The organism is Streptomyces sp. NPDC002206 (assembly GCF_053593595.1).
In genome coordinates this window covers 18527-39932 of record NZ_JBSFCW010000032.1, presented here as the reverse complement: position 1 = coordinate 39932, position 21406 = coordinate 18527, and the positions used below count along the sequence as shown (strand labels likewise).

The 21406-nt window shown below is 71.1% G+C and carries 19 protein-coding genes; 10 read left to right on the top strand and 9 right to left on the bottom strand.

Annotated features, from left to right (window positions below):
• Window positions 1-106 precede the first annotated feature (106 nt).
• From ACWCP8_RS33960 to ACWCP8_RS33945, 4 genes are all read left to right on the top strand, one after another.
• The gene (locus ACWCP8_RS33960) at window positions 107-1723 is read left to right on the top strand and encodes an FAD-dependent monooxygenase (RefSeq protein ID WP_451120087.1); all 1617 of its coding nucleotides are present in this window, start codon (window positions 107-109) and stop codon (window positions 1721-1723) included.
• Between the two features lie 33 nt (window positions 1724-1756).
• Window positions 1757-1843, top strand: a complete 87-nt coding sequence (locus tag ACWCP8_RS33955) for a putative leader peptide (RefSeq protein ID WP_311605579.1) — start codon at window positions 1757-1759, stop codon at window positions 1841-1843.
• A 97-nt stretch (window positions 1844-1940) separates the two neighbouring features.
• Entirely contained in the window at window positions 1941-2474 is a 534-nt protein-coding gene (locus tag ACWCP8_RS33950; RefSeq protein WP_352267593.1) for a cupin domain-containing protein, read from the top strand.
• A complete protein-coding gene (locus tag ACWCP8_RS33945; protein ID WP_451120085.1) occupies window positions 2471-2878 on the top strand; it encodes a rhodanese-like domain-containing protein in 408 nt (135 codons plus the stop codon). The genes ACWCP8_RS33950 and ACWCP8_RS33945 overlap by 4 nt, the downstream gene beginning before the upstream one ends.
• 82 nt (window positions 2879-2960) lie before the next feature.
• Here ACWCP8_RS33945 and ACWCP8_RS33940 read toward each other — a convergent pair whose 3' ends face one another.
• Window positions 2961-5504 carry an FtsX-like permease family protein gene (locus ACWCP8_RS33940; RefSeq protein WP_451120083.1) on the bottom strand — a complete coding sequence of 848 codons (2544 nt, stop codon included), beginning with the start codon at window positions 5502-5504 and terminating at the stop codon, window positions 2961-2963.
• Window positions 5501-6157, bottom strand: coding sequence for an ArsR/SmtB family transcription factor (locus ACWCP8_RS33935; RefSeq protein WP_451120081.1), 657 nt, complete (start codon window positions 6155-6157; stop codon window positions 5501-5503). The genes ACWCP8_RS33940 and ACWCP8_RS33935 overlap by 4 nt, the downstream gene beginning before the upstream one ends.
• Before the next feature lie 205 nt (window positions 6158-6362).
• On the opposite strand from ACWCP8_RS33935, the gene ACWCP8_RS33930 reads away from it, so the two are divergent.
• On the top strand, window positions 6363-7001 hold the full coding sequence (locus ACWCP8_RS33930) for a DUF6197 family protein (protein WP_356002143.1): 639 nt from the start codon (window positions 6363-6365) through the stop codon (window positions 6999-7001).
• Between the two features lie 96 nt (window positions 7002-7097).
• Here ACWCP8_RS33930 and recX read toward each other — a convergent pair whose 3' ends face one another.
• Together recX and recA are read right to left on the bottom strand one after the other, a co-directional pair.
• Entirely contained in the window at window positions 7098-7775 is a 678-nt protein-coding gene (recX, locus tag ACWCP8_RS33925; protein WP_451120078.1) for a recombination regulator RecX, read from the bottom strand.
• Between the two features lie 3 nt (window positions 7776-7778).
• Window positions 7779-8912, bottom strand: coding sequence for a recombinase RecA (gene recA / locus ACWCP8_RS33920; protein ID WP_352267456.1), 1134 nt, complete (start codon window positions 8910-8912; stop codon window positions 7779-7781).
• A gap of 267 nt (window positions 8913-9179) precedes the next feature.
• Here recA and ACWCP8_RS33915 point away from each other — a divergent pair, with 267 nt between their 5' ends.
• Window positions 9180-10088 (top strand): SDR family oxidoreductase, encoded by a 909-nt coding sequence (locus ACWCP8_RS33915; protein WP_451120076.1) that lies wholly within the window; start codon window positions 9180-9182, stop codon window positions 10086-10088.
• Window positions 10089-10187: 99 nt separating this feature from the next.
• Here ACWCP8_RS33915 and ACWCP8_RS33910 read toward each other — a convergent pair whose 3' ends face one another.
• Together ACWCP8_RS33910 and ACWCP8_RS33905 are read right to left on the bottom strand one after the other, a co-directional pair.
• On the bottom strand, window positions 10188-11360 hold the full coding sequence (locus ACWCP8_RS33910) for an AI-2E family transporter (protein ID WP_451120113.1): 1173 nt from the start codon (window positions 11358-11360) through the stop codon (window positions 10188-10190).
• Window positions 11361-11543: 183 nt separating this feature from the next.
• Window positions 11544-11738, bottom strand: coding sequence for a DUF3046 domain-containing protein (locus tag ACWCP8_RS33905; protein ID WP_352267455.1), 195 nt, complete (start codon window positions 11736-11738; stop codon window positions 11544-11546).
• Between the two features lie 79 nt (window positions 11739-11817).
• On the opposite strand from ACWCP8_RS33905, the gene ACWCP8_RS33900 reads away from it, so the two are divergent.
• Together ACWCP8_RS33900 and ACWCP8_RS33895 are read left to right on the top strand one after the other, a co-directional pair.
• Window positions 11818-12732 carry a hypothetical protein gene (locus ACWCP8_RS33900; RefSeq protein WP_451120074.1) on the top strand — a complete coding sequence of 305 codons (915 nt, stop codon included), beginning with the start codon at window positions 11818-11820 and terminating at the stop codon, window positions 12730-12732.
• 372 nt (window positions 12733-13104) lie between these two features.
• Window positions 13105-13593, top strand: a complete 489-nt coding sequence (locus ACWCP8_RS33895) for a hypothetical protein (protein WP_451120072.1) — start codon at window positions 13105-13107, stop codon at window positions 13591-13593.
• A 112-nt stretch (window positions 13594-13705) separates the two neighbouring features.
• Here the strand turns inward: ACWCP8_RS33895 and ACWCP8_RS33890 are convergent, their stop codons facing one another.
• From ACWCP8_RS33890 to ACWCP8_RS33880, 3 genes are read right to left on the bottom strand one after another with little or no spacing between them, the layout of a single operon-like run.
• Window positions 13706-14011: an AzlD domain-containing protein gene (locus tag ACWCP8_RS33890; RefSeq protein ID WP_267001061.1), complete on the bottom strand. Its 306-nt coding sequence runs from the start codon at window positions 14009-14011 to the stop codon at window positions 13706-13708.
• A complete protein-coding gene (locus ACWCP8_RS33885) occupies window positions 14008-14790 on the bottom strand; it encodes an AzlC family ABC transporter permease (RefSeq protein WP_352267452.1) in 783 nt (260 codons plus the stop codon). The genes ACWCP8_RS33890 and ACWCP8_RS33885 overlap by 4 nt, the downstream gene beginning before the upstream one ends.
• 10 nt (window positions 14791-14800) lie before the next feature.
• Window positions 14801-15700: an AraC family transcriptional regulator gene (locus ACWCP8_RS33880; RefSeq protein ID WP_352267451.1), complete on the bottom strand. Its 900-nt coding sequence runs from the start codon at window positions 15698-15700 to the stop codon at window positions 14801-14803.
• 69 nt (window positions 15701-15769) lie between these two features.
• Here ACWCP8_RS33880 and ACWCP8_RS33875 point away from each other — a divergent pair, with 69 nt between their 5' ends.
• Both ACWCP8_RS33875 and ACWCP8_RS33870 read left to right on the top strand, forming a co-directional pair.
• Window positions 15770-20461, top strand: a complete 4692-nt coding sequence (locus ACWCP8_RS33875; RefSeq protein ID WP_451120069.1) for a DEAD/DEAH box helicase — start codon at window positions 15770-15772, stop codon at window positions 20459-20461.
• A 135-nt stretch (window positions 20462-20596) separates the two neighbouring features.
• Entirely contained in the window at window positions 20597-21397 is an 801-nt protein-coding gene (locus ACWCP8_RS33870; RefSeq protein WP_451120067.1) for a DNA-formamidopyrimidine glycosylase family protein, read from the top strand.
• The last annotated feature ends 9 nt before the right edge of the window (window positions 21398-21406 follow it).

Here is a 21406-nt window from a genome sequence, read left to right as displayed (position 1 = left end):
CGCAAGCACCGGCAGTGGGTTGCATACGTTCTGTGATCGCCGACCGAACGCTCGCTTCCACATCCGCCACCACCCTTACGACCGCACGGGCCCGGGGAGTCGCGCCGTGGACCCGGTGATCGTCGTCGGTGCCGGGCCCGTCGGCCTGGTGCTGTCGCTCGCCCTCGCCGCGCAGGGCGTCCCTTGCGTACTTCTCGACGAGGATGCGGGGAAGGATGAGACGCGTCCCGCCCGGACGGTGGTGCTGCGTGAGGACACCGCGGCGCTGGTGGTACGGCTCGGGTGCACGACGCTCCGGGACGAGGGCGTCCGGTGGTCCGGCTGGAGGTCCATGCGGCGCAAGCAGCTGGTGAGCGAACTGCCGCTCGGCGAGGACGCCCCGTACGGTGATCGGCTGCCGTCCCCGGTCCATCTGCCGCAGCACGCCCTGACGCGCGGGCTGCGGGGCGCGATCGCCCGGCAGAAACTGGTGCAGATGGCACCGTTCAGCCGGATCGACACACTCGAGCAGGACCCGGCCGGTGTCACGGTGCACACCAGGGAGCCCGACTCGACGTGGTGGCGCGGAAGTTATCTGGTCGGCTGCGACGGCGCCAGGTCCACCGTGCGCAAGCTCCTGGACATCAGGTTCTCGGGGCGTACGGCGGTGGAGCGGCATGCCGTCGCCGCGCTGCGCACCGAGCTGCCCTGGCCCGGCCAAGCCGTGCTGCACCGGCTGCCGCCGTGGCGCAGCGGCGGCGCCGAGGTGACCGCGCGGCCACTGCCGGACGGCGCGTGGCGGCTGGACTGGCTGCTTCCGCCGCGCGGCGAGCTCGTCACGCCCGATGCCCTGATCACCCGGGTGCGGGACACTCTCGCCGGCTGGTGCGGCGGCGAGACCCCGCCGTACGAACTGCTGGACACGGGCGTCTACACGCTGCATCACCGGCTGGCCCGGCGCTGGCGCGTCCGGCGGGCCTTCCTCGCCGGGGACGCCGCACATCTGCTGGGCGCCCTGGGTACGCAGGGGCTCGACGAGGGACTGCGGGACGCCGAGAACCTGGCCTGGAAGCTGGCACAGGCCTGGCATCACGGCGCCTCGGACGTGCTGCTCGACAGCTACCAGGCGGAGCGCCGGGCCGCGGTCGCCTCGCGGCTGCGCGCCGCGGACCAGTCGTTGCCGATACTGCGTGGTGGCGGAGGTCTGCGGACGTTGGTTCCGGGGAGCGCACGCGGGCACGATTCGCTGCTCGCCGACGGTCATCTGGGCTGCGGCCCGCTCGGTGCGCCCCCCTCGTACACGCACTCCCCTCTTTCGCCTCCACGCGCCGAGGCGCACACAACGGTCGGCACGCCCCCCGGTGCGCCGGTTGCCGATGTGCGGGTGACGGCGCCCGACGGCACGACCGTACGGCTGCGCGAGCGGCTGGGGCAGGGGCATCTGCTGGTGGTGCTGGTCGCTCCGGGGACCCGGGTGTGGGACCGGCGGCACTGGCTGATGGCAGGCGTGATGCCCCGGCTGGTCGAGGCGGTCGACGCCTTGCCGGTAAGGGGCGAGCTCCTGGTGACCGAGGCTTACCCGGGGGCATCGGCCCACACTGTGCTGCTGGTCCGCCCGGACGGACACCTGGTGGCGTCGTTCTGCGGGGTCCGGCCGAGGGAGCTTTTCGCGGCGGCGGACGCGGTGCGCGGCGGTGAGCCACGTGCGTCCGTACACGCCGACCAGACCGCAGACATCAATTGACCCCCGCAGGCGGCACATGGTGTACTCCGAAACGTGACCGACACTGATGTGCGCCTGTGGCGGAGGGTCCATATGGACCTCGTCCGCTATGCGGGCTGCGTGTGTCGTCCGTCCTGCTGAATCGCCTCTTCCTGCCGCGGCACGCGCTCTGTCGCACGCCGGGCATCACACGCGAACCCTCAGGACGGTCCCTGTGTCTGCCTCTCCTTCGCCCTCCCTGCGCACGCCTGTCTCCGGTCCGCACTCCGGTGCCGGACCCGGCCCGACAGCCGCCGAACTGCTCGAATTCGTCCGCCGCACTGCGGCGGACACCACTCTCATCGCCGCACTCCCCCTCGATCCCGAAGGCCGTACCTGGATCCGGCTCGACGGGCCCGGAGGCAGTGAGGCCTGGCTGATCGGCTGGCCGCCGGGCACCGGCACCGGCTGGCACGACCATGCCGACTCGCTCGGCGCCTTCAGCACGGCGGCCGGCACCCTGAAGGAGCAGTCGCTCGCGGTGCGGCTGCCCACCGACGGCTGGAAGACGCTTGAACTGGCCGAAGGCGTCGATCGCTCCCGGCAGCTGTCGACCGGTCAGGGCAGGGCGTTCGGCCGACATCATGTGCACGAGGTGCTGAACGAGTCCGACACCGAGCACGCCGTCTCGGTCCATGCGTACTATCCGCCGCTGCCGCGGATCCGGCGCTACAGCCGCACGGGCGCGGTACTCCGTCTTGAGCACGTCGAGCACCCGGAGGACTGGCAGTGAGCGGCGACCGGAACAGGGGGACGGAGCGGGTGGGAATCGACGAGTTGCTGGAGCGGGTCCGGGCCGGGTTCGACCGGATCGGTCCGCACGAGGCGGCGGCCGCCGCCGCGGACGGGGCCCTGCTGGTGGATATCCGCTATGCGGCGCTCCGCGACCGGGACGGACTGATTCCGGGGGCGCTGGTCGTCGAGCGCAATGAGCTGGAGTGGCGGCTGGACCCGCAGGGCAGCCATCGCGCACCGGAGGCGGTCAGCCATGACCTGCAGGTGGTGGTGGTGTGCAACGAGGGCTACGCGTCGAGTCTCGCGGTCGCATCCCTGCAGCAGTTGGGGCTGCGCCGGGCGACCGATCTGATCGGCGGGTTCCAGGCGTGGCGGGCGGCGGGACTGCCGGTCCGAGCCTGACCCGAGGCGGGTGACACCTGACGGGTGACAGTTGCGGCCGGTGCCCGCTCGGGGCACCGGCCGCAACTGCACCTCCGGCGTGTCACTGCCGGGAAGCAGCCACCTCCACCGGGCGGGCCTTCAGTGCGACCCGGCCGGGCAGCGCGGAGGCAACCAGCACCAGCAGCGCGGCTGCGCCCACCACCGTCGCGTACACCACCGGCATGACGGTGGGCGCCGCGCCGCCGGTCATGCCGATGCTGAAGGCGGTGAGTACGGCGAGTGCGATGCCGGTGCCGAGGACGGCGGCGATCAGCAGGACCGACAGGGCCTCGATACGGAGCATCCGCAGGACCTGGCGCCGGGTGGCACCGGCCAGGCGGAGCATGGCGAACTCCTTGATCCGTTCGGACACCGACATGGCGAGGGTGTTGACGACCGCGATCGCGGTGAAGGCCAGTATCAGGCCCATGGCGAGATAGTTGACCTCGGCGTTCTCCTGCTGCCGGTCCGCCTGGAGCCGGTCGGCAGTGGCAGGGGCGAGCACGGCGATGCCGGGGAACTCCTTCAGCGCGGCAGCGAGTCGGCCGCGGTCGCTGTCCCCGGCGACCAGGACCGTGGCAGCGAGGGGGTTGTCCATATGACGGGCGACCAGGTCGTGGGGCAGGGTCAGGTCGCCGAAGCCCAGGCCGCGGGCGTAGACGGCGGCGACGGTGAGGGTGGCGGGCGTCCCGTCGCCGAGGTGCAGTTTCAGTGTGCTGCCGGGGTGCAGTCCCAGCCGCTCTGCGGCGAGTTCACTGACCGCGGCGGTGCGGGGATCCGCCGCGAAGTCCGCGAGCGAACCGCCGGTCACTTCGGGATCCCAGGTGCGGCTCAGGCCGGTCTGCGTGACGCCCTGGGCCTGGTACTTGTCGAGTCCGACCCGGACGGTGGTCCGTACGACCTCGGTGGCGGCCGTGACGCCCTGGGTCGTACGGACGGTCTCGGCGGCGACGGACGGGATCCCGGGGCTCTGCGCGGCCAGGACCCAGGTGGCACGGGTACCTTCTCGGGCCTGGGTGCGGGCGGCGCCGCCGAGGGTCGGCTGAACGAAGAGAACCGTGCAGGTCATCCCGATGAGCAGGGTGAGCGGGGTGACTACGGCGGCCATCCGGGTTGAGTTTCCGCGGATATTCGCGGTGGCGAGAGTACCGCCGAAACCGGCCAGCCGGAGCGGTCCCGCGAGCAGCACCGACGCCATCCTGATGAGGAGCGGGCCGAGCAGCGACACTGCCGTGGCCAGCACCACGACGGCCAGGAAGGTGACGGGGGTCGAGGCCGCCTCGGTACGGAGGCCGCTGAGTACGGCGACGAGGACTCCGCCGCCCGCGAGCAGCACCAGACCTGCGGCGATCCGGCCCCGGGCCGGCCGGTCGCGCTCGACCGCGGACTCGGCCATGGCTTCGGCCGGGCGGATACGGGCGATCCGGCGGCCGGAGATCCTGGCGGCTGCCCAGGCTCCGAGAAGGGTGACGGCGACGGCGGCGAAGGCCGGGAAGATGCCCGCGGTGCGTTCCAGGTTCGCGGGGATCGCCCCCATGTCGATGAATCGGCTGTGCAGCCACGTGGCGAGCGGCAGTCCGGCCAGCGAGCCCAGCACACCGGCCACGGATCCGACGATCAGCGCCTCACGGCCGAGGAGACGGCGTATCTGGCGCGATGTGGCGGCGATGGCGCGCAGCAGTGCCAGTTCGCGGTGGCGCTGCTGGATGGAGAGGGCAAAGGTGCCTACGACCACGAGGATCGCGACGAGGAGTGAGGTGCCGCCCATCGAGCCACCCATCGAAACGAGCTTGATACGGGCGCCCGCGGCGTCCAGGAACTCGACCGGACCGCGGTCGTCACCCGTGGCCACCTGTGCGGTGGTGCCCTTGAGCGCTCGCTCAACCTGCCGCTTCAGCTCGGTGAGGTCCGTGCCGGGCGTGGGCAGCACACCGAGGGCGGTGACCTGGCCGGGGCGGGCGGCGAGCCGCTCGGCCTCGGCGGCGAAGAAGAACAGGGAGGTCTGCTGCTCGAGCTCACCGCGGTCGGCCGGGGCCGCGATGCCACTGATGCGGTACGTACGGGGAGCACCGGTGGACTGCACAGTGAGCCGGCCCCCTGGCTTCAGGCCGGCGCGCTCGGCGAATGCTCGGTCGATCACGATGTCGCCTGCGGTGGCGGGTGCTCGGCCTGTGGTGAGCGTGAACGGGGTGAGGGAGGCAGACGCCCAGGAGTGTCCGTACGAAGGCCGGTCAACGGGCTCGGCGACGGGCTCGGCCAGGAAGGTGAGCTCGGGGATCACCTTGCGTACGCCTTCCAGGGGCCGGATCCGGTCGGCGGTGGCCGCGGGGAGCCAGGCGCGTTCGGCGACGGGCTTCGCCTTGTGCTTGGCCTTCGTCTCTCCGTTGCCCTTGTGCTTGACGGTGGTCCGGTGGACGTTCTGGTCGGCGGAGACGACGAGCGGAGCCGCGGTATAGCGCTCGGTGGCGATCCTTCCGCACAGTCCGGTCTCCAGGAGGGTGCCGCAGGCGGTGATGAGGGCGGCGGCGCACATCAGCGCCAGCAGGGCGCCCAGGAACCCGCCCTTGCGGTCCCGGATTGTCCGCAGGGCATAGCGCAGCATCATGATGCGTCCGTCTCTCTTCTGTTGTCGTCCGCGTCCTTGTTGCCGGCCGCGTCGTCGTTCGCCGGGGACGGGAGAGGGGCCGGGAAGGCAAGCAGCCGGGTGTGAACCGTGCGGGCGCCCGGCGGGATGTCGGCGTCGGGCCGCTTGTAGCGGTTCATGAGGGCGATGAACTCCTCGAAGAACGCGTGGAGTTCGGGGAGCGTGAGCCGGATGGAACCCCGCGAGTACGGGAACGCATCGGCCCACTCGCCCAGTTCGCCGACCGGCTCGCGACTGTCGCGCTGGAGCCGCTCGAAGAGGGCGAGGTCGGCGGCGTATGCATGGCGGTTCAGCTCGTCCATGACGAGCCGCACCTCGGGGCTCTGGCGGGAACGGGGCGGGAAGCGCCGGTCGCCGGGAACGGCCCGCCACCACCTCGCCCGCCGGCCGCCCAGTTCCTCGGCCGCGGCGTCCTCCACAAAGCCGTACCTGGCGAGTTCACGCAGGTGGTAGCTGGTGGCCCCGGTGTTCAGCTCCAGGGCGCGGGCAAGGATCGCGGATGTCGCCGGGCCGTGCAGGGTGAGGTGCTGAAGGATCTGCTGGCGTCGCGGCTGAGCGAGCGCCTTGAGAGCGGCCAGCTCCGTGATTTCGGTACCGCCGGGCTTCTCTGCCATGCGTCACACACTGCTCTGTGCACAGATGCCTGTGCACTGGAGCATGCCTGCGTCTTCGTGCGGGGGCCAGCCCCCTCTCGGCGGCTCCCATGTCCCCCGAATCCACCTCGACACACCCGAACGCCTCGCCCCAGTGGAGCAAATTCAGCACAAGGCGGACATTTGCTCCAATACCAAGGACTGAGATGACGGAGCCGTCGCACCGATGCCGACCACCACCCTCACCCCCGACCAGCTCGACCGTCAGGCCGCACGCCTCCACGACACGGAGGCCTGGCAGCAGATCGTCACGGGCTGGGACATCACCACCCCCGAACCCGTGCGCCCCGTCTCACCTGACAGCGCGCCGCACCCGCCGGACCGTCACCCGGCCGACTGGCGCGATCTGCTGTCCGTGCCGGTCGACCAGCTGATCGCCGACTCGATGCGCGCCCTGCCCCCGGCGCTGCCGGGCGAGCGCCCACTCCCCGGACGAATCGGCGCGATTCTCCCGGACCGGCTCCACGCCTGGCGTCGCATCGGGCAGCCCGAACTGCGGCCTTCCACCCACCTCGCCTACGCACGGCAGATCCTGACCGAGTGGGGCTGGCAGAACACCCCGTACCGGCTGCGGAACGCCCGCGGCGCCCGCTGCGTCTGCGGCGCCCTCCTCACCGCGCACCGCCTGGGCTATGGCTCCCTCGACACCGTGGACCGGGCCGGCGCCTGGCTCATCGCCGAACTCCGCTCGCAGGGCTGGACCGACCTCATCGGCCCCTGGAACCGCCACCCCGGCCGCACCGCATCGGATGCCCTGGCCCTGCTGGACGCCACCATCCGCCGCGCCTCGTGCGCCGGACACTGACTCCTACGCGCCACCCACCGCGCAACGGCCCCGCCTCCCGCACCCGGTTTCGCTTCCCCGCCGACCCTCTGCGCGCACCCCCCGATGCGCCCAGCGTCAGAACGGCTCGTCGAGACCTTCCGTGTCCTCGCCCTCTCCTTCGAGTGCCTGACGCACCACGCGCAGGGCCATCCCCTCCCCGTACCCCTTGCGCGCGAGCATGCCCGCCAGGCGACGCATACGCCTGTCGCGGTCCAGGCCGCGGGTGGAGCGCAGCTTGCGCGCGACGAGCTCCCGGGCGGTCTCTTCCTCCTGCTCGGAGTCGAGCTGCCCGATCGCCTCGTCGATCACCGCCGAGTCCACCCCCTTGGTGCGCAGTTCCCGCACAAGAGCACGGCGGGCCAGGCCCCGGCCGTGGTGCCGGGATTCCACCCAGGCATCCGCGAACGCCGCGTCGTCGATCAGCCCGACATCCTCGAAGCGCGACAGCACCTCTTCGGCTGCCTCATCCGGGATCTCCCGCTTGCGCAGTGCGTCCGCGAGTTGCTTGCGGGTGCGCGGGGTCCCGGTGAGCAAACGCAGACAGACGCTGCGCGCCTGCTCGACCGGGTCTCGCGGCTCCCCCTTCTCGGCCCTCGACGAGGAAGGGGAGCCGCTGCTCCTGGAGCGGGAGCGGGCCCGACGGCCCGCACCCTCGCCGAACCCTCCGCCCGAGCTGGTGCCGTAATCGGGACCGGCGCCGGGGTCGGGGGCAGGCTCGGCGTCGCTGCCCGGCCACTCCGTACGACGTGTCACGGTCTAGCTCTTGGCCGCCGCAGTCTTGGCCGGCTTTGCCTTGCCGGCCGGAGCGGGCACCGACTTCGCCGCACTGTCGGCCGCAGCCGCCGTACCGCCCGCCGCGTCCGCCCCGGGCTCGGCGGGCAGAGCCGCCTCCGGCCTGACACCGATGCCCAGCTTCTCGAGGATCTTCTTCTCGATCTCGTTGGCGAGATCGGGGTTGTCCTTGAGGAAGTTGCGGGCGTTCTCCTTGCCCTGGCCGAGCTGGTCGCCTTCGTACGTGTACCAGGCACCCGCCTTGCGTACGAAGCCGTGCTCCACGCCCATGTCGATCAGACCGCCCTCACGGCTGATGCCCTGACCGTAGAGGATGTCGAACTCGGCCTGCTTGAAGGGCGGCGCGACCTTGTTCTTGACGACCTTGACGCGGGTGCGGTTGCCGACGGCGTCGGTGCCGTCCTTCAGCGTCTCGATACGACGGATGTCGAGGCGCACCGATGCGTAGAACTTCAGCGCCCGGCCACCGGTCGTGGTCTCCGGGGAGCCGAACATCACACCGATCTTCTCGCGGAGCTGGTTGATGAAGATTGCGGTGGTCTTGGACTGGTTGAGCGCGCTGGTGATCTTGCGGAGTGCCTGGCTCATCAGTCGGGCCTGCAGACCCACGTGCGAGTCACCCATCTCACCCTCGATCTCCGCACGGGGCACGAGTGCCGCGACGGAGTCGATGACGATCAGGTCGAGAGCGCCCGAGCGGACCAGCATGTCCACGATCTCGAGCGCCTGCTCACCATTGTCCGGCTGGGACAGGATGAGGTTGTCGATGTCGACACCGAGCTTCTTCGCGTACTCGGGGTCGAGGGCGTGCTCCGCGTCGATGAAGGCCACCGAGCCGCCGAGCCGCTGTGCATTCGCCACCGCGTGCAGCGTCAGCGTCGTCTTACCGGAGGACTCCGGCCCGTACACCTCCACCACACGGCCGCGCGGCAGTCCGCCGACGCCGAGGGCGACGTCGAGTGCGGTCGACCCGGTGGGGATCACCTCGATGGGCTCGTTCGGTCGCTCACCGAGGCGCATCACCGCACCCTTGCCGAATTGCCGTTCAATCTGTGCGAGTGCGGCGTCCAACGCCTTCTCGCGGTCGGTTCCTGCCATGGGTTCCACCCGATTTGCTTGAGTCGATCGCTTCACGTCAAAGACGCTAACCCCTGCCACTGACAATGGGCCTCGACGTCCTCCCGGCCTGTGGACAACTCCACGGTCGGGCCCGGGAAAACCCGGCCGGAATCCCATGAGAATGGATGTTCGATTTTGGTGTCAAGCACACCACGCCGGACCGATCCGCCCCCAGAGTAGCGCCCTAGCACTCTGCATTTGGAGAGTCAAGATCAAGTGGTCAAGATCATGCTAGATTCCGACCATATGGGGACATCACTGGCAGGGAAAGTGGCCCTGGTCGCCGGTGCCACACGAGGCGCGGGCCGCGGGATCGCAGTTCAACTGGGAGCGGCGGGAGCAACCGTCTATGTCACCGGGCGGACGACCACGACCCAGCGGTCGGAGATGAACCGCCCGGAGACCATCGAGGAGACCGCAGCTCTCGTGGACGAGGCGGGCGGCCATGGGATCCCGGTCCGGGTGGACCACCTCGTACCCTCGGAAGTCAGCGCGCTCGTGACACGCATCCGGCGCGACCAGGGCCACCTGCATGTCCTCGTGAACGACATCTGGGGAGCCGAGATCGAGTGGGACAAGTCCGTCTGGGAATCCTCCCTGGAGACGGGTCTGCACACCCTGCGTCTGGCCGTCGACACACACGCCATCACCAGCCACTACGTCCTTCCGCTCCTCATCGAGCAGCCAGGGGGCCTGGTCGTCGAGGTGACCGACGGCACCGATGAGTACGACGCCGCCCACTACCGGGTCTCCTTCTTCTACGACCTGGCCAAGGCATCGGTGAACCGGATGGCGTTCGCCCTCGCGCACGAGCTGAAGCCCCACGGCGCGACCGCGGTGTCACTCACACCCGGCTGGCTGCGGTCCGAGGCGATGCTGGACGCCCATGGCGTCACCGAAGCGAACTGGCGCGACGCGATCGCCCACGCACCCCACTTCGCGATCTCCGAGAGTCCGGCCTTCGTCGGCCGCGCCGTGGCCGCGCTCGCGCAGGACCCCGGGGTGGCGCGCTGGAACGGGCAGTCGCTGTCCAGCGGGCAGCTGGCGCGGGTCTACGGCTTCACCGATCTGGACGGCAGCCGACCCGATGCCTGGAGGTACGTCCCCGAAGTCCAGGACGCGGGCCGGCCGGCCGACGTGACGGGCTATCGCTGAGCACGGCCGCACCCTGCGAGACCTCCCGCACCGCACCCGGCCGCGCGCACCCCGCCGGCGCTCCCGCACCGCGCAGGAACTCCCGTGTCCCGCCGTCTCTCAGACCCGCGGCTGCGGACCCGGTGCTTCCGGTCGCTCCGCATCCTCTTCGTCGTTGTTCCCGGGAGCCCGGGTCGCGCCGCGCAGCCGCGAGAACACCGACTCACCGCGCCGCCGCTGGTGACGGCCGTGCACCCGTGGGTCGTCCGTCACGTCGTAGCGCTTCACGTAGGCACCCAGGAACGCCTGCAGCGTCGCAACGGCCGGGATCGCGATCAGCGCGCCCACGGCGCCCATCAGCGCCGTACCGGCGATGACCGAACCGAAAGCGACCGCCGGATGGATGTCGACGGTCTTGGAGGTGAGCTTGGGCTGCAGCACATAGTTCTCGAACTGCTGGTAGATCACCACGAATCCGAGCACCCACAGGGCGTACCAGGGGTCGATGGTGAACGCGATCAGCATCGGCAGGGCGCCCGCCAGATACGTACCGATCGTGGGGATGAACTGCGAGACAAGACCGACCCAGACCGCGAGGGCCGGCGCGTACGGCACACCGAGGAACACCAGCAGGATGTAGTGCGCGATTCCGGAGATGAGTGCCATCAGCCCGCGTGAGTAGAGATAGCCACCGGTCTTGTCGACGGCGATCTCCCAGGCCCGCAGGACCTCGGCCTGCCGGGCTGGCGGCAGTACGGAGCACAGACCGCGGCGCAGCCGGGGGCCGTCGGCCGCGAAGTAGAACGAGAACAGGGAGATCGTCAGCAGTCGGAACAGCCCGCCGAGCACAGTGGTGGAGACATCGAGCACACCGGTCGCACTGTTCTGGACGTACTTCTGCAACCAGTCGGAGTGCAGCAGACTGTCCTGCACCTCGACCCGCGAGAGGTCGGTGTGGAAGTTCTGGTTGACCCAGTTGATCACCGAGTCCAAGTACTTGGGGAACTCCTCGACCATCTCGACGATCTGGCCCGCAAGCATCGATCCGAGCAGTACGACGAACCCGGCCCCGGCGATCAGGACCACCAGGAAGACCAGGAAGGTCGCCAGGCCGCGACGCATGCCGCGCGCCGACATCCGGCCCACCGCGGGTTCTATGGCGAGCGCCAGGAAGAAGGCGATCAGTACATTGATCAACAGCCCGATGAGCTGGTCGAACGCCCAGCTGCCGAGCCGGAAGCAGGCATAGAGCGCCAGGGCGAGGACCATGGCGCGCGGCAGCCATGCAGGCATTCGGGCCGACCCGGCACCGGACGGCTGGGTCGGTGGCGCGGCCGGCGGGACGGGCGGAGTGGGGGCGGGCTGGGGCTGGGCGGTCTCGTCTGTCAGTGCCACGGACCCAGTCTCGCCCACGGCTGTGACAGTCGGCCGCCCGCCCCGGAGAGCGGGTGCGGTCCCGCGGGGACGAGCAGTTCGTCAGCGCTTGTCGGCGGGGATGCCGACCGCCTTGCAGACGCCGCGCCAGACGTCCTTCGCCTCCCAGCCCGCGGCCAGCGCCTGGTGCACCGTCCGCCCGCCGAGCTCGGCCATCACATGGTCGTGCGCAAAGGAGTCGGCGTACCCCGTGCCGAAATGGTCTTCCATCCGTTCCCAGAAAATCGTCAACCGCATGACTTCAGTATCCCGCTCCTGAGAGTGCAGCCGTGCCGCTACGACATCTCGAGAGCGCTTACCGGCCTACCGTCGGTCCATGGCTGGAACAGGAGCAAGCCCCCTCAACCGCGCCGAGCAGTTCATCTGGCTCACGGCCCGTGTCCTCGAACAGCGGCGGTTCGCCCACCACTTCCTGGCAGGGAGCGCCGATGCCGTGGAGACCGCGCTCACCGCCTATCTCAACGAGGACGGCGGATACGGTCACGCACTCGAACCCGATCTGCGGGGCCCGGTCAGCCAGCCGCTGCACACGGCCCATGCGGTGAACGTTCTCGACTCCATCGGGCGCTGCAGCGGCCTGCGGGTGGAACGGATCTGCCGCTTCCTGACCGATGTGTCGACCAAGGAGGGTGCACTGCCCGCCCTCCTGCCCTCGCAGCGAGGCTATCCGGTCGCGCCGTTCATCCAGCTCCTCGACGACCCGCCGGCGGAGCTGCTCGCCACCGGTCCTGTCGTCGGGCTGCTGCACCGTAATGCGGTCTGGCACGCCTGGCTCTTCCGGGCCACCGACTTCTGCTGGGCGGCGGTCGACGCGCTGGAGCACTCGCATCCGTACGAGATCGAGGCGGCGGTCGCCTTCCTGGACGGTGCACCGGACCGGGCGCGGGCGGAGGCCGCGGCGGACCGCCTCGGACGGCTGGTGCGAGAACAGCGGCTGGCCGTGCTGGATCCGGAGCAGCGCGCGCAGTACCCGGTGGCGGCCGGATATGCGCCGGGTGAGCAGCACTTCCCGTACGACTACGCCCGTACACCCGATTCGCTCGCCCGTCGCTGGTTCACCGACGAGGAGCTGGAACGCTCCCTCGACCATCTGGCGTCGGAGCAGCAGGCGGACGGCGGCTGGCCGTTGAACTGGCGGCAGTGGGCACCGGGCACAGCTCTGGAGGGCCGGCCGCTGGTGACGCTCAAGGCGCTGCTGACGCTGCGGGCCCACGGCCGCAGCATCGGCTGAGCGCCGGGCGGACATCGACCGCCAACCGTCCGTGAGCGGGCCCACGGACGGCCGCGACCACGCCGCCCGGCGCGGGCACGGGTCAGCCGCCGGGCCAGATCGCCGGGTGGTTCGCACTCCTGCGGTACGACGGCACGGCCTGCCCCCGCGTCGAACAGGAAGAGCGGCTCCGTACCGAATCTCTGGTCGAGCACGGTCTGGATGCGCCGCATCCGGCGCCGTACGGTCACCGGACTGCCGGTACCGGATCTGCCCGGACCCCGCGTTCCCGGACCGGCCCGATCTGGGCGCCGGACTACCTGCACGAGGTGTAGGGGCGGAGCCTGAAGCAGTCAGGGGCGGTGGTGACGGCAACGGCCGTCGGCAACCGCCGTGGTGCTGCTGGGACACGGACTGCTCGGGCGGCGGGCGTCCCGGAGGGAGACTGCGCCGAAGCTGCCCGTGGGGCTCGGCGGAGGTGTCGTGATGTGTGTGGCCGCCCTGTCGATCGCGACGTTCGCCGGAGTGGACGCGGTGGCCGTGAAGATCGCGCTGCCGGTCGGCCCGACGGCGGTGACGAATGTGATCCTCACGATGTCGCAGACAGCCGTCGCGCGGATCGCACCGCCCGGGCAGCGCGGGGTGGCCCTGGGCGCCCTGGCCTTCGTCCATGCACTCGCCGGCATCCTGTCGCTGCTGGTCACCGGCCGGATGGTGGATGCGGCGTCATCCGTGCCGACGGGCTACCACTCGGCGTACCTGCTGATGACGGCGCTGGTAGCGGCGGCCGGTGTGCTCGCCGTCTGCTTCCTGCGGCCGGAGAAGGACGCGGTGCGGCTCGGCGTACCGGAAACACCGGCGGTGGCCATTCCTGTGCACTGAGCCGTCGATGGTGGCCGTTGGGTAAGGGGCTCAGTCCCAGGGGGGCGAGCCCCATACCCAACACACCTCTGTCCACTGTTACGGGCGGCCCTGTCCTGCTCCGCACGGACCTCTATCCGAGCGCACGCACCCCTGCCGTGACGACCACGGCAGCGCCCACGACCACCAGGAAGGGAGCACGCAGGACCAGGGCGAGCGCCGCGGCGGCCAGTCCCGCGCCCCTGGCGTCCAGCACCAGCTGCTGTCCGTCTCCGAACGTCTGCTGCGCCGTGAGGGCCGCCAGGAGCGCCACCGGCAGGAGTGCGGAAAGGCGCTGGACGAGCGGACGTTCCAGTGCGTCCGCGGGCACCAGCAGTCCCAGCAGCTTCGCGAGATAGCAGCCGACGGCAGTGAGTGCGATCGCTGTCCAGACGTTCATCGACCGTCCTCCGTCGGGGTCGCCGCGACGGCGGGGGTGTCACTGGGCGAACCGTTCCTGCGCCCCATCAGGAAGAGAACGGCAGGCGCGGCCAACGCGGAGAGCAGCACCGGTACACCCGCGGGCAGCACGGGCAGCAGACCGAGGGCGAGCAGGACGGCGAGCGCGGCGGTGATGCGCTCCGTCGTGCTCGTCAGCATGGGTGCGAGCAGGGCGAGAAAGACGGCGGGGCTCGCGGCGTCCAGTCCCCAACTGTCGGTGTCGCCGAGCGCCTCCGCGCCCAGGGCTCCCAGCAGTGTGGTCAGGTTCCACAGCACGTACAGGGTGATTCCGGTGACGGTGAAGCCGATCCGCGCGGCCCGCCGGGTGGGCTGGGAAAGCGTCACAGCGGTCGTCTCGTCGATCACCCACTGCGCGGCGAGCGGTCGCAGCGCGCGCGGGAGCGCGAGCAGCTGCGACAGCCGCAGACCGTAGAACGCGTTGCGTACGCCGAGGAAGAACGCCCCGGCAGCCGCTGTGTACGGATTGCCGCCCGCCGCGAGCGCGCCTACCAGCGCGAACTGCGAGGCGCCGGTGAAGACGAGGAGGCTGAGCACGCAGGTCTGGAGCAGGCTGAGGCCCGAGCCTGCCGAGGTGACTCCGAAGGCGAAGCCGGACAGCCCCACGGCGATACCGACGCCGAGGGCGTCGCGCACGACGGCCGCATCGGACTTCACCTCACCGGCGGCTGTCTCGGCCGGCTCACCGGTTTTCTCTGGGGATGTTGTCTGTTCTGGCACAGACGGAACGCTACGGGGACAGATCAGGACCGGTCTTGTACGTTCTTGCGCGTTCGCGCTGGTAGGCGCCGGGCGGCACCCCCACTATCCGGGTGAAATGGCGGTTCAGGTGCGGCTGATCGGTGAAGCCGACCTCGATCGCGGCCACCGAGGGCGCCACACCCGCATCCAGCATCCGCCGCGCCCGCCTCACCCGGGCATCGGTGAGCCAGGTGTGCGGCGGCATCCCGTACTGCTTCTTGAACGCCCTCAGCAGGGCGAACGGGCTGGTGCCGAGTTCGACGGCCAGCGCCTCCAGAGTCGGCGGCTCGGCCATCCTGCTCTCCAGCACCGTGCGCGCCCGCGCCGCGTCCCGGGCGCCCGCCGACCGGGGAGAGCGTGTGGGCAGCACGCTGCCATGGCTGCTGAGCAGCCGCGCGACCAGGATCCGCAGGACGCTGTCGGCGGCGAGCGCATTGCCCTCCTCGGCCGCCCGGTGCACCTCGCCGATCAGCCGGGCCGATTCCGGGTCGACGACGCTGGTCTCGGCGAAACCGACAGTGCCGCGCAGGCGCGTCGTATCGGCGGCAATGTCGTTGATCACCTGTGCGGAGGGGTACAGCGTGGCGTACACCCAGCCCTCGGGAACACCGGCCCGCGCGGTGTGCGGCACCTCCGGATTGATCATGACGACGGCGCCCGGGCCTGCATGTACGGTGCCGCCGGGCAGCCCGACGTCCTCGATCCCCCGCGTGATGGTGCCGAAGACGTAGCCCTCGTGGCTGTGGCGCGGGAAGGTGTGGCGCACGTACCGGGCACGCAACAGATCGAGGTCGGGCAGTTCCGCGTACTGCCAGTACCTCGCCCACTCTCCCGAAGCCGAGGCCGAGCCGAAGCCCGAACCCGAGCGCGAGCCCGATCCTGCCGCCATTCCCGAATTCTCGCAGGTACCGGCGACTGCCACCGTCCGTTGTCAGTGGTCGGGTGCACGATGGGGGACATGGCCGGCTCTGCGCTCGACTCGTTCTCCCCCGCCACCCGCGGCTGGTTCTCGGGTGCCTTCAGCGCGCCGACGTCCGCGCAGGAGGGTGCCTGGCGCGCGATCGGCGAGGGTTCGGACGTGCTGGTCGTCGCGCCCACCGGATCGGGCAAGACGCTCGCCGCGTTCCTCGCCGCGCTGGACCGACTGGCCGCAGTCCCGCCGCCCGCCGAGGCGAAGAAGCGCTGCCGCGTGCTGTACGTATCGCCCCTGAAGGCCCTCGCGGTCGACGTGGAGCGCAATCTGCGCTCACCGCTGACCGGGATCCGTCAGGAATCGGTGCGGCTCGGGCTGCCCGAGCCCGACGTGCGGGTGGGCATCCGCTCGGGTGACACCCCGCCCGCCGAGCGCCGCTCGATGGCGACCCGGCCGCCGGACATCCTGATCACCACTCCCGAGTCGCTGTTCCTGATGCTGACCTCCTCTGCTCGGGAGGCCCTGTCGGGGATCGAGACGGTGATTCTCGACGAGGTGCATGCAGTGGCCGGTACGAAGCGCGGCGCCCATCTAGCCTTGTCGCTGGAGCGCCTCGACGAGTTGCTGCCGCGTCCGGCACGGCGGATCGGGCTGTCGGCGACGGTCCGTCCGGTCGACGAAGTGGCGCGGTTCCTCTCGCCGCAGCGGAAGGTGGAGATCGTCCAGCCGCCGTCCACCAAGCGGTTCGATCTGTCGGTGGTCGTACCGGTGGAGGATCTGGGCGAGCTCGGCGGTTCGCCCGCCACCGACCCGGATCAGGCGGGCCAGGCGGAGAAGCCGTCGATCTGGCCGCATGTCGAGGAGCGGATCACCGACCTCATCCAGGCGCACCGCTCCACCATCGTCTTCGCCAACTCCCGCCGTCTCGCGGAGAGACTGTGCAACCGGCTCAACGAGATCGCATACGAGCGGGCCACCGGTGAGACGCTGCCGGAGGCCCACTCCCCCGCCGAGATCATGGCCGAGTCCGGTGCGGCGAAGGGCGCCCCGGCGCTGCTCGCCCGTGCACACCACGGTTCGGTCTCCAAGGAGCAGCGCGCCCAGGTCGAGGAGGATCTGAAGGCAGGCCGGCTGCCTGCCGTGGTCGCCACCTCCAGTCTGGAGCTGGGCATCGACATGGGTGCGGTCGATCTGGTGGTCCAGGTGGAGTCGCCGCCGTCGGTCGCCTCCGGGCTGCAGCGGGTCGGCCGTGCCGGGCACCAGGTCGGTGCGGTCTCCACCGGGGTGGTCTTCCCGAAGTACCGCGGCGACCTGGTCCAGGCTGCGGTGGTCACCGAGCGGATGCGCACCGGCTCGATCGAGGCACTGCGGATCCCGTCCAATCCGCTGGATGTGCTGGCCCAGCAGCTCGTCGCCATGGTCGCCCTGGACACATGGCAGGTGGACGATCTGCTGGCCGTGACCCGCCGCGCCGCCCCCTTCGCCTCGCTGCCGGAGTCGGCGTTCACGGCCGTGCTGGACATGCTGGCCGGCCGCTATCCGTCCGATGCCTTCGCCGAGCTGCGCCCGCGCGTGGTCTGGGACCGCGTCGCCGGTACGGTCACGGGCCGCCCCGGCGCCCAGCGGCTCGCGGTCACCTCCGGCGGCACGATCCCCGACCGCGGGCTCTTCGGGGTCTTCCTCGCCGGGGCCGACCCCAAGAAGGGCGGCGGCCGGGTCGGCGAGCTGGACGAGGAGATGGTGTACGAGTCCCGGGTCGGCGATGTCTTCACTTTGGGCACCACATCCTGGCGGATCGAGGACATCACCCGCGACCGGGTCCTGGTGTCGCCGGCCCCCGGGGTTCCGGGACGGCTGCCGTTCTGGAAGGGCGACCAGCTGGGCCGCCCGCTGGAGCTGGGCCGCGCCCTGGGCGCGTTCCTCCGCGAGATCGGCGGAATGTCGTCGGAGGACGCCAGGTCGCGGCTGCTCGCCGCCGGTCTCGACACCTGGGCCGCCGACAACGTCCTGTCGTACATCGGCGAACAGCGCGCCGCCTGCGGCCATGTCCCGGACGACCGGACCATCCTCGTCGAGCGATTCCGCGACGAGCTGGGCGACTGGCGGGTGGTCGTGCACTCCCCGTTCGGCGCGCAGGTCCATGCTCCGTGGGCGCTGGCACTGGGAGCCCGCCTCGCCGAGCGGTACGGCATGGATGCCCAGGTGATGCATGCCGACGACGGCATCGTGCTGCGGCTGCCCGACGCCGACATGATGGGACTGGACCTCCTGGACTTCGATCCGGCCCAGGACCTCGCCCTTGACCCGTCGCAGAACTCGTCCCGAAACTCGCCACGGGAGCCGGCCCCGTTGGCCGCAATGGTGTACGACAGCGATCAGCCGCCCGTCGCCGCCGCCGATGTCGTCTTCGACCAGGGCGAGATCAATCAGATCGTCACCGATCAGGTCGGCGGATCCGCCCTCTTCGCCTCCCGCTTCCGCGAATGCGCGGCCCGCGCCCTGCTGCTGCCCCGCCGCAGCCCGGGCAAGCGCACCCCGCTCTGGCAGCAGCGTCAGCGCGCCGCCCAGCTCCTCCAGGTGGCCTCGGAGTTCGGCTCCTTCCCGATCGTCCTCGAAGCGGTCCGTGAATGCTTGCAGGACGTCTTCGACGTTCCCGGACTCGCGGAACTGATGGGCGATCTCGAAGCGCGCCGCGTCCGCCTGGTCGAGGTGACCACCCAGGAGCCCTCCCCCTTCGCCCGCTCGCTCCTCTTCGGCTATGTGGCGCAGTTCCTGTACGAGGGCGACTCGCCGCTCGCCGAGCGCCGGGCGGCCGCGCTCTCCCTCGACTCCCGTCTCCTCGCCGAGCTCCTCGGCCAGGCGGAACTGCGCGAGCTGCTCGACGCCGAGGTGCTGGGCGAGCTGGAGCAGGAGCTCCAGTGGCTGACCGAGGACCGCCGGATCAAGGACGTCGAGGGGGTCGCCGACCTGCTCCGCGTCCTCGGCCCGCTCACCGACGCCGAGTTGGCCGAGCGCGGTGCCGAGCAGCCGTGGGCCCCGGAGCTGGCCTCGGCCCGCCGGGCCATCCTGGTCCGGATAGGAGGAGCCGACCACTGGGCGGCGATCGAGGACGCGGGCCGGCTGCGTGACGCGCTGGGCACCGCCCTCCCGGTCGGCATCCCCGAGGCGTTCACCGAACCGGTGAAGGACCCGCTCGGCGATCTCCTCGCCCGCTACGCCCGTACGCACGGCCCGTTCACCTCCACCGGCGCCGCCGCCCGCTTCGGCCTGGGCACCGCGGTCACGAACGGTGCGCTGCAGCGGCTCGCCGCGTCCGGCCGGATCGTCCAGGGCGAGTTCCACCCCGCAGGCATCGGCCAGGAATGGTGCGACGCCACGGTCCTGCGTCGGCTCCGTCGCCGGTCCCTCGCCGCGCTCCGGCACGAGCTGGAGCCGGTCCCGCCCGCCGCCCTCGCCGGCTTCCTTCCTCAGTGGCAGCATCTCGGCAACAACAGCCTGCGCGGAATCGACGGACTGGCCCGCGCCATCGAACAGTTGCAGGGTGCCCCCGTCCCCGCATCGGCGCTGGAGAAGCTGATCCTGCCCGGCCGGGTCACGGGGTACGCCCCCGCGCTGCTCGACGAACTCACCACCACCGGCGAGGTGATCTGGGCCGGCGCGGGCGCCCTCCCCGGCAAGGACGGCTGGCTGTCCCTCTACCTCGCCGACAGCGCACCCCTGCTCCTCCCGCCCCCGCACCCACTCGAACTCAGTGCACTGCACGAATCCGTTCTGACCACCCTGACCGGCGGGTACGGGCTGTTCTTCCGGCAGATCGCCGATCAGGTCCGCGCCACCACCCACCCGGACTGCACCGACCCTCAACTGGCCGACGCCATCTGGGAGCTGACCTGGTCCGGCCGACTGACCAACGACACGCTGGCGCCGCTGCGTTCGCTCCTCGGCTCCGGACGTACGGCCGGATCGACCGCCCACCGCGCCAAGCGCAGCGTCCCCCGAGGCCGTTACGGCTCGTTCACCGCCGCCGTCCGCCCCGCGTCACGCACCGGCCCGCCCACTGTCTCGGGCCGCTGGTCCCTGTTGCCCACCGCCGAGCCCGACCCCACACACCGCGCGCACGCCTTGGCGCGCACGCTCCTGGACCGTCACGGCGTGGTGACCCGCGGCGCGGTCCAGGCCGAAGGCGTCGAGGGCGGCTTCTCCGCGACGTACCGCATCCTCTCCGCCTTCGAGGACAACGGGCAGGCCCGCCGCGGCTACGTCGTCGAGGGCCTGGGAGCAGCCCAGTTCGCGATGGACGGAGCGGTCGACCGGCTCCGCGCGGCGTCCACCGCACGCGACCGCACGGAACCGGGAGCGGCGCCCCGCGCCCTGGTCCTCGCCGCCGCCGACCCGGCCAACGCGTACGGCGCTGCCCTGTCCTGGCCAGATCCCCCGGACGGCGCCGGACACAGACCGGGGCGCAAGGCCGGCGCCCTGGTGGTGCTGGTCGACGGCGAACTGACGCTGTACATGGAGCGCGGCGGCAAGACCCTGCTCGCCTGGCCGACCGATCCCGAGGACCTCTCGCTCCGGGCGGCGGCCGAGGCACTGGCCACCGCGGCCCGCGCGGGGGCGCTCGGCACGGTCACGGTGGAGCGCACCAACGGTGCCTCGTCCCTGACCTCGCCGCTGGGCCGCACACTGGAGGCGGCCGGCTTCCACGCCACCCCGAGAGGTCTCCGTCTGCGGGCCTGACCTCCACGCGTCGCCCGGCCGGCCCCACGCGCGCCCGCCTCACCGGCCCCGGCCACCGCACCCGCACCCGCACCCGCCCGACCCACAGCCATGCGCCCGCCGTCGGACCCCGCCCCCACCGCGCATCATGGAGACATGCCCGAAGGAGATACCGTCCTGCAGACCGCCAAGCGTCTGCACACTGCACTGGCCGATCAGGTTCTCACCCGCTCCGACCTGCGCGTCCCCCGGTTCGCGACCGCCGATCTCACCGGCCGGACCGTCCTCGGCACCCTTTCGCACGGCAAGCACCTCCTCACCCGGATCGAGGGCGGCCTCACTCTCCACAGCCATCTGCGGATGGACGGTTCCTGGCGCGTCTACGCCCCGGGCGAGCGCTGGCGCGGGGGCCCGACCCATCAGATCCGCGCGATTCTCTCCACCGCGGACCACACAGCGGTCGGTTACCGGCTGCCCGTCCTGGAGCTCCTCCGCACAGTCGACGAGGAGAAGGCGGTCGGTCATCTCGGCCCCGATCTGCTGGGCCCCGACTGGGACCCCGACACCGCGCTGCGCAACCTGCTCGCCGCCCCCGTCCGTCCTCTCGGCGAAGCCCTCCTGGACCAGCGCAACCTGGCCGGCATCGGCAACATCTACAAGGCCGAACTCTGTTTCCTCGCCCGCGCCACCCCCTGGCTCCCCGTCGGTGACCTGCCCGCCACCACCGCCGTGCGCCTGGTCACCACGGCCAAGCAGCTCCTCGAAGCCAATCGGGACCGACCGGTCCGCACGACCACCGGTTCCCGGGCGCGCGGCTACGGCCCGACTGAGCGGCTGTGGGTGTACGGCCGGACCCACCGCCCATGTCTGAGGTGCGGCGCCCCCATTCGTACGGCGGAGCAGGACGCCCGTCCCACGTATTGGTGCCCACGCTGCCAATCGGGCCCCACACCATAGTTGACGGAC